At 68.6% G+C, this 6248-nt stretch carries 8 protein-coding genes; 6 read left to right on the top strand and 2 right to left on the bottom strand.

Features of this window, described 5'->3' with window-relative positions:
• Positions 1-72 precede the first annotated feature (72 nt).
• Entirely contained in the window at positions 73-690 is a 618-nt protein-coding gene (locus ABD823_RS23325) for a TetR/AcrR family transcriptional regulator (RefSeq protein WP_344862981.1), read from the bottom strand.
• Between the two features lie 108 nt (positions 691-798).
• Entirely contained in the window at positions 799-1965 is a 1167-nt protein-coding gene (hsaA, locus tag ABD823_RS23330; protein ID WP_344862983.1) for a 3-hydroxy-9,10-secoandrosta-1,3,5(10)-triene-9,17-dione monooxygenase oxygenase subunit, read from the bottom strand.
• A gap of 167 nt (positions 1966-2132) precedes the next feature.
• Between hsaA and ABD823_RS23335 the strand changes: the two genes are divergently transcribed.
• From ABD823_RS23335 to ABD823_RS23360, 6 genes are all read left to right on the top strand, one after another.
• Entirely contained in the window at positions 2133-3353 is a 1221-nt protein-coding gene (locus tag ABD823_RS23335) for a 3-ketosteroid-9-alpha-monooxygenase, oxygenase component (RefSeq protein WP_344862985.1), read from the top strand.
• Positions 3350-3637: a ferredoxin gene (locus tag ABD823_RS23340; protein ID WP_344862987.1), complete on the top strand. Its 288-nt coding sequence runs from the start codon at positions 3350-3352 to the stop codon at positions 3635-3637. Before ABD823_RS23335 ends, ABD823_RS23340 begins: the two co-directional genes overlap by 4 nt.
• Before the next feature lie 296 nt (positions 3638-3933).
• Positions 3934-4128 (top strand): hypothetical protein, encoded by a 195-nt coding sequence (locus tag ABD823_RS23345; RefSeq protein ID WP_344862989.1) that lies wholly within the window; start codon positions 3934-3936, stop codon positions 4126-4128.
• Positions 4125-4604, top strand: a complete 480-nt coding sequence (locus ABD823_RS23350) for a glycine-rich domain-containing protein (protein WP_344862991.1) — start codon at positions 4125-4127, stop codon at positions 4602-4604. The genes ABD823_RS23345 and ABD823_RS23350 overlap by 4 nt, the downstream gene beginning before the upstream one ends.
• A gap of 22 nt (positions 4605-4626) precedes the next feature.
• On the top strand, positions 4627-5961 hold the full coding sequence (locus tag ABD823_RS23355; RefSeq protein ID WP_344862992.1) for a hypothetical protein: 1335 nt from the start codon (positions 4627-4629) through the stop codon (positions 5959-5961).
• Entirely contained in the window at positions 5951-6211 is a 261-nt protein-coding gene (locus ABD823_RS23360; RefSeq protein WP_344862994.1) for a hypothetical protein, read from the top strand. The genes ABD823_RS23355 and ABD823_RS23360 overlap by 11 nt, the downstream gene beginning before the upstream one ends.
• Positions 6212-6248: the final 37 nt, after the last annotated feature.

Genomic DNA, 6248 nt, shown 5'->3' on the forward strand with positions numbered 1-6248 from the left:
GAAGTGTAAGAGGAAGGTGAGGCTCCCTCCAGAGAGGTCCTCCGCGCCCTCTTCCGGGGCTCCCCGGCCCGGTCAGCTCCGGGCGGCGTTCGAGCGCGGGGCGAGCAGGAGGCGGCAGGCGAGCCGGATGTCGCCCTCCGTGCCGGCGAGGGAGGCCCGCCCGTTGAGGCTGGACTGCAGCACGCCGTACCAGCACTGCAGCAGGAGCCGGACCAGGGTGACGTCCTGCTCGGTCGGCTCGCCGATGCCGAGGACCCGCAGGATGATGCCGCGGAAGGTGGTGTCGATCCGGACGGCGTCGGCGACCGCGGTGGCGCCGGCCGCGTTCGCCGACTGGAGCATCGCGGTCGCCAGCGCGGGATTGCGCAGCAGCCGGCGGCTGGCGCTCACCAGCACGTCGCCCACCGCGTCCTCGGGGCTCGTGCCGGGCCGGGGCTCCGGGAGGCTCTCGTCGAACCGGTCGATCAGGTCGGCCATGACGGCCGTGAACAGGTGGGTCTTGGAGGGGAAGTAGCGGTACAGCGTGCCGATCGCGACACCGGCCGCCCTCGCCACCTCGTGCATCTGCACGCGTTCGAGCCCCTTCTCCGCACCCATGTGCGCGGCGGCGCGCAGGATGCGCGACTGGCGGGCGTGCTGCTCGGGTGAGCTGGGCTCGGCCGGCGGCCTGGCTTCGGCGATCCTCGGCACGGTGTCCCCCGGAGGTGTCTGCGGTGCGGACAAGACAATACACACCGGCCGGTCCGGGCTCGCCAAGCGCCGATACCGGTGAGTGGGACGCCCCGGGGGCGCAGGGCGTCAGATGAGGTCGTCCTCGACACGCAGGCCGAAGGCGCTCCTGCCGTAGAGCGCCAGGGCCCGCTCGACGTCGTTGGCCACGTGCACGCTGCCGGCGTGGGCGTCGCGCCAGGCGCGCTCGATGGGGTTGCCGCGCCGCAGCGAGTTGCCCCCGGCGGTCTTGAACAGGATGTCGATGGCCTCCAGCGCCCGCTCGGTGCCGCGGACCTGGTCCCGGCGGACGCGCAGCCGCAGCTCCATCGGGATCGGCTCGCCCCGCACGGCGTGCCCGTACACCTCGCGCACGTTCCGGTCCGTCTGCAGGACCGCGGCGTCGATCTCCGAGGCGGCCCGCGCCACCGCGACCTGCGCGAACCGGTCCTCGGCGAACCGGCCGCCGCCGAGGCTGAGCCGTACCCGGTCGCGCATCGCGGCGAGGTAGGCGCGGTGGCAGCCCTCCACCATGCCGATCACCGGAGCGGTGATCGCGGAGGTGAACAGCGTCGCGAACGGCATGCGGTACAGCGGGCCGGTGTTCACCTTCTGGCCGGGGCCGCGCAACCGCGACTGGTCGTAGTTGCGCATCACCCGGTGCTCCGGGACGAAGGCCCGCTCGACGACGACGTCGTTGCTCCCGGTGCCGCGCAGGCCGATCACGTCCCAGACGTCCTCGATCCGGTAGTCGGCCCGCGGGACCAGCACGCTCAGGAAGTCGACCGGCCGCCCCTCCGCGCCGACCAGCGTCGCGCCCAGCACGGCCCAGGAGGCGTGGTCGCAGCCGGAGGAGAAGCTCCACCGGCCGGTCATCTCGTAGCCGCCCTCCACCGGGGTCAGCCGCCCCATCGGGGCGTACGACGAGGAGATCAGCGTGCCCGGGTCCGCGCCCCAGACCTCGTCCTGCGCGGTCTCGGCGAACATGCCGACCTGCCACTGGTGCACGCCGAGCAGGGCGGTGACCCAGCCGGTGGAGCCGCACACGCCGGAGACGGCCCGGACGACCTCGTAGAACTCCACCGGGTCGCCCTCCGCCCCGCCGTACCGCTTGGGCTGGAACATGCGGAAGACCCCGGCCCCGGCGAGCTCCCGGACCGTGCGCGCCGGGATCCTGCGGTCCTCGTCGGCCGACCGGGCGCGCTCCGCGATGCCCGGCAGCAGCGGGCGCACCCTCTCCAGGACCTCGTTGCTCATGCGCTCTCCAGCGTCCACTCGTGCGGCCGGTGCCGACCACGATGGTGCGCCGCCCCGGCCGCGGACCGGCGCGGGCATCCCGCCCACCGGGACTGCCGGACCCGGCGGCGGGTCCGCCGCCCTACCGTTCCGTCACGGAGAACACGCGCCGGAGAGGGGACGGGCCAGTGACGACGACCGATACCGGGCACGACGGCGTCCGCACCATCGAGACCGGTGCCGTGCCCGCCCGCTTCGCCCGGGGGTGGCACTGCCTGGGCCTGTCGGAGAGGTTCAGGGACGGCAGGCCGCACACCGTCCACGCCTTCGGGTCGAAGCTCGTGGTCTTCCAGAGCGGCGACGGCAGGCTGAACGTGCTCGACGCCTACTGCCGGCACATGGGCGGCGACCTGTCGCAGGGCACGGTCAAGGGCGACGAGATCGCCTGCCCGTTCCACGACTGGCGCTGGGGCGGCGACGGCCGGTGCAAGAAGATCCCCTACGCGCGCCGGGTCCCGCTGCGCGCCCGCACCGCCGCGTGGACCACGCTGGACCAGGACGGCTTGCTGTTCGTCTGGAACGACCCGGAGGGCAACCCTCCCCCGGACGGCGTGGCGATCCCCCGCATCGAGGGCGCGGCGAGCGACGGCTGGACCGACTGGCGCTGGAACGAGACCGTCGTCCACACCAACTGCCGCGAGGTCGTGGACAACGTCGTCGACATGGCGCACTTCTTCTACGTGCACTATTCGTTCCCGACGTACTTCAAGAACGTCTTCGAGGGGCACACCGCCACCCAGATCATGAAAGGGCTGAGCCGGCCGGACGCCCGGCCGCCGTCGAAGAAGGGCCGGCCGGGCATGCTCGGCAACACCTCGGTGGCGACCTACCACGGGCCGTCCTTCATGATCGACGACCTGACGTACCACTACGAGGGCATGGACCTCGACTGCGTCCTGATCAACTGCCACTACCCGGTCGACGCGAACTCGTTCGTGCTGCAGTCCGGCATCATCGTGGAGCGCGACGAGCGGCTCGGCGCGGCCGGGGCCGAGGAGATGGCCGCGCGGCTGAGCGACTTCATCCTCAGGGGCTTCGAGCAGGACGTGCGGATCTGGAAGAACAAGACCCGCATCGACAACCCGCTGCTGTGCGAGGAGGACGGGCCCGTCTACCAGCTGCGCCGCTGGTACGAGCAGTTCTACGTCGACGCGGCCGACGTCAGGCCGGAGATGGTGGAGCGCTTCGAGTTCGAGCTGGACACCACCCGGCCGGTCGAGGCGTGGAAGAAGGAGGTCGAGGAGAACCTCGCCCGCCGGGCCGCCGCGGCCGCGGGCGGGGCCTCCCCCGGAACGGTCTCCCGGGACGCGGTCTCCCCGGGCGAGGTCTCCCCGGGCGGGGCGGCATGACCGCCCGTCCCGACGAGCGCCTGCTGGACGGCGAGCCGATGCGCCCCGTGCGCTGCCGCGCGTGCGGCGCCGCCGTCCAGGCGCGCAAGGCCAGCTGGCAGCAGACCAGCATCCAGTGGAGCGCCGAGGCCATGGCGGCCTGCCTGGAACGGCGGGCCGCCGCCGCGGGCGGGGGCCCGAACGGCGGCTGCTTCCCCGCCTGCGAGGCGCTGCGCGCCTCGATCGTCCAGGCGGCGCTGGACGGGGAGCTGCCCGTGGCGGACGACGGCGGGGACGGGTCCTGACCCGCGCGGGCGAGGCGCGCACTTGAGCGGGCCTCCGCGGAATCCGGAGGTCGTCCGCCTCGCCGCGCCGGCGGAGCCGACGGAGCCGACGTCATCGGCGACGCGGCGGTCCGCTTCCGGTCGGCCCACGCATGCGGCACCGACCGGACGCATCCCACCGGAAGTGTGATCGACGTCACATTACCCATGGCCTTCCTCGGGGACAGGAGATTTTGTAAATTCGGCTCCAATCGCAGTGATCAAGGATTATTGCGACAATCCGTAATCGAGTCGGGAACGATTCGAGAGGAGCTGGAATGAGCCTTGCCGACCTGCAGAAGGTGATCGAGGAGCAGCACTTCGAGACGCTCGCGCAGTACGCGCACAGCTGCTGCGCCGAAGTGAAGTGCCCCGAACTTCCGGAAGCCATCCTTCATGATCCGCTTCGAGCCGGTGGGGAAAACCTCATGGCATCCACCGGCTCGGCATTCCGACCACGGAGCATCAGATGAGCGTTGACCTTGACGGCTTCCTCACCCCGAGGATGCGAGAACTGTTCGCCGAGGATTTCCCCGAGCGCTCCCCCCAGGAGCTCGAGATCCAGATCGAGGAGTGCTTGAAATTCCTCTACATCGCCTCCATGAGCGACGGCGTCTTCATCCCGTTGACCAAAGAAGTCGACGAGATCTGGCACGAGATGATTCTCCAGACGAAGTTCTACCAGCAACTGTGCTCGTCTCGCTCCGGCAGACGGTTCATCCACCACGAGTCGATAGGATTGAATGGGTATGCGAACATAATGGGCAAGGGGACATCCGTGAAGAAGTTTCTTGAATGGCTCCCGAAGTACGTCTCGCACTTCGGTGAGTTCACAGAGCGGACCGCCCCGCACTGGGTCATAGTCCAGTTCCTCATGAACGAGCTCGGGATGACCCTTCAGGAGATCAACGAGATCGGCAGGAGAGAGGCGTTGCAACCGAGCCTCTGAGCGGTCTCGACTTCCTGTGCAGATGAACACGGACAAGACCGGTCCGGCTCGGGCGTTCGCGTCCTCAGGGACCAAGCTGGCTCTGGCGGTGTTTCTGGGCGGCGCCAAAGGGCTGGTGTTCTTCACCGCCGTCAGAGACTATCCGACCGATGTCGCCTCCGCATACGGGACCTCCCTGACCATCACGCTCGCGGTCATGATGCTCGGCGTCGGCCTGAACGTGATCGTCGTTCAGCGATTGGCCGGCAAGGCCACCCGCTCCGGCCTTCTGCCGGAGGAGACGGGCATCGTCCGCTCGATGGCCGCCGTCGCGGTCGCTTCGACCCTCGTGCTCGCCACCGGTGTGGCGTTCGCAGGTCTTGCGATATCGCTCCTCGACGAGAACGGTCTCACATCCGCAGCGTACTGGTCGCGCGTTCCGTCACTGCTTCTGATCCCGGTCGAGAACCTGATCTCAGGACTCCTCATCGTTCGGGGAAGAGAAGGTGCGAACCTGCGGACGACGCTCGAGAACTTCATCCTGACCTTCCTCTCCGCGCTGGTCCTCCCTTGGTTCGGCCTGGACGCGGTGAGCGCCCTCATCGTCATCGGCGCCTTCTGCGTGATCATTGACATCCTCACGGTGATCCGTCAGTGGGTCCGCCTCGGTCCCGTGGGGAAAGACCTGGTCCAAGCGCTGAAGAACGGCGCCCCGGAGTTCTTCTCCCAACCGGCCGCGCATCTGAGAACCATGCTCTCGGCGGTGGCGGGCGCGAGTGACGGTCTCATCATGATGAGCTCCTTCGCGGTGGTGACGGCACTCGCCTCTCGCGTCTCCCCGGAGGCGGCAGCCATCACGGCTGTTCTGATCAGCGTCATACGGACCATCGTGGTCCCGTTGAAGCAGTACGGCCTGGTGGCCGGGAAACTCACGAAGGCCGCCCGAGGGCCGGATGCCGATCCCCGTTCTCATATGAGGCTGTTCATCACCATGGTCTCAGCGGTGATGACGCTTCTGGGGATCACATTCATTGTGGCGCCACAATTGATCGCATACGCCATCGGCATCGAACGACCATCCGGTGGCGCGATGGCGGCCATACGGATCTCCGGCGTGCAGCTCCTCATGGAGCCGCTGGCCGGCTTCGCCTCTGCGGCCCTCAAAGTCCTCACCACCCCGTCTGCGGCCATGCGTCCGCTGATGATCTCGATGTTCGGGATCGCCCTGCCGGCCATGCTCGTGTTCCACTTCGCAGGCGGCCTCACATTGATTGTGATCTGGTCGACCCTCCTGACGGCACGGCTCGTCTTCTGCGTCCAGGTCCTCACTATCTATCTGAGATGGGAGAGGAACATGGGGGTCCCCCATGCGGTATGAGGTTCCACGAAACGGCGTAGACCTCACCGAGGCCCCCTTCGAGTGGCCGGACGGCTTCAAGCACGAGGTGGTCGGCAAGCTGATCGACCTCGATTGGAGGAGATATCCGGCCCTCGATCAGAGTGAGGTGAAGATCAAGGTCGCCGCGTTCTTCGGCATCGATCCCGATTCCCTTCTGCTGACGCGCGGCGCCGACGAGGCCTTGCGCCTGTCGTTCCAGCACATCAAGCGGGAGGCTTTTTCATCCTGATGGCCCAGGTCACGACGGACCTGCAGAAGGCGGTAGC

Origin of the sequence: Planomonospora alba, from assembly GCF_039534085.1 — a bacterium.
GTDB classification, from domain to species: Bacteria; Actinomycetota; Actinomycetes; order Streptosporangiales; family Streptosporangiaceae; genus Planomonospora_B; species Planomonospora_B alba.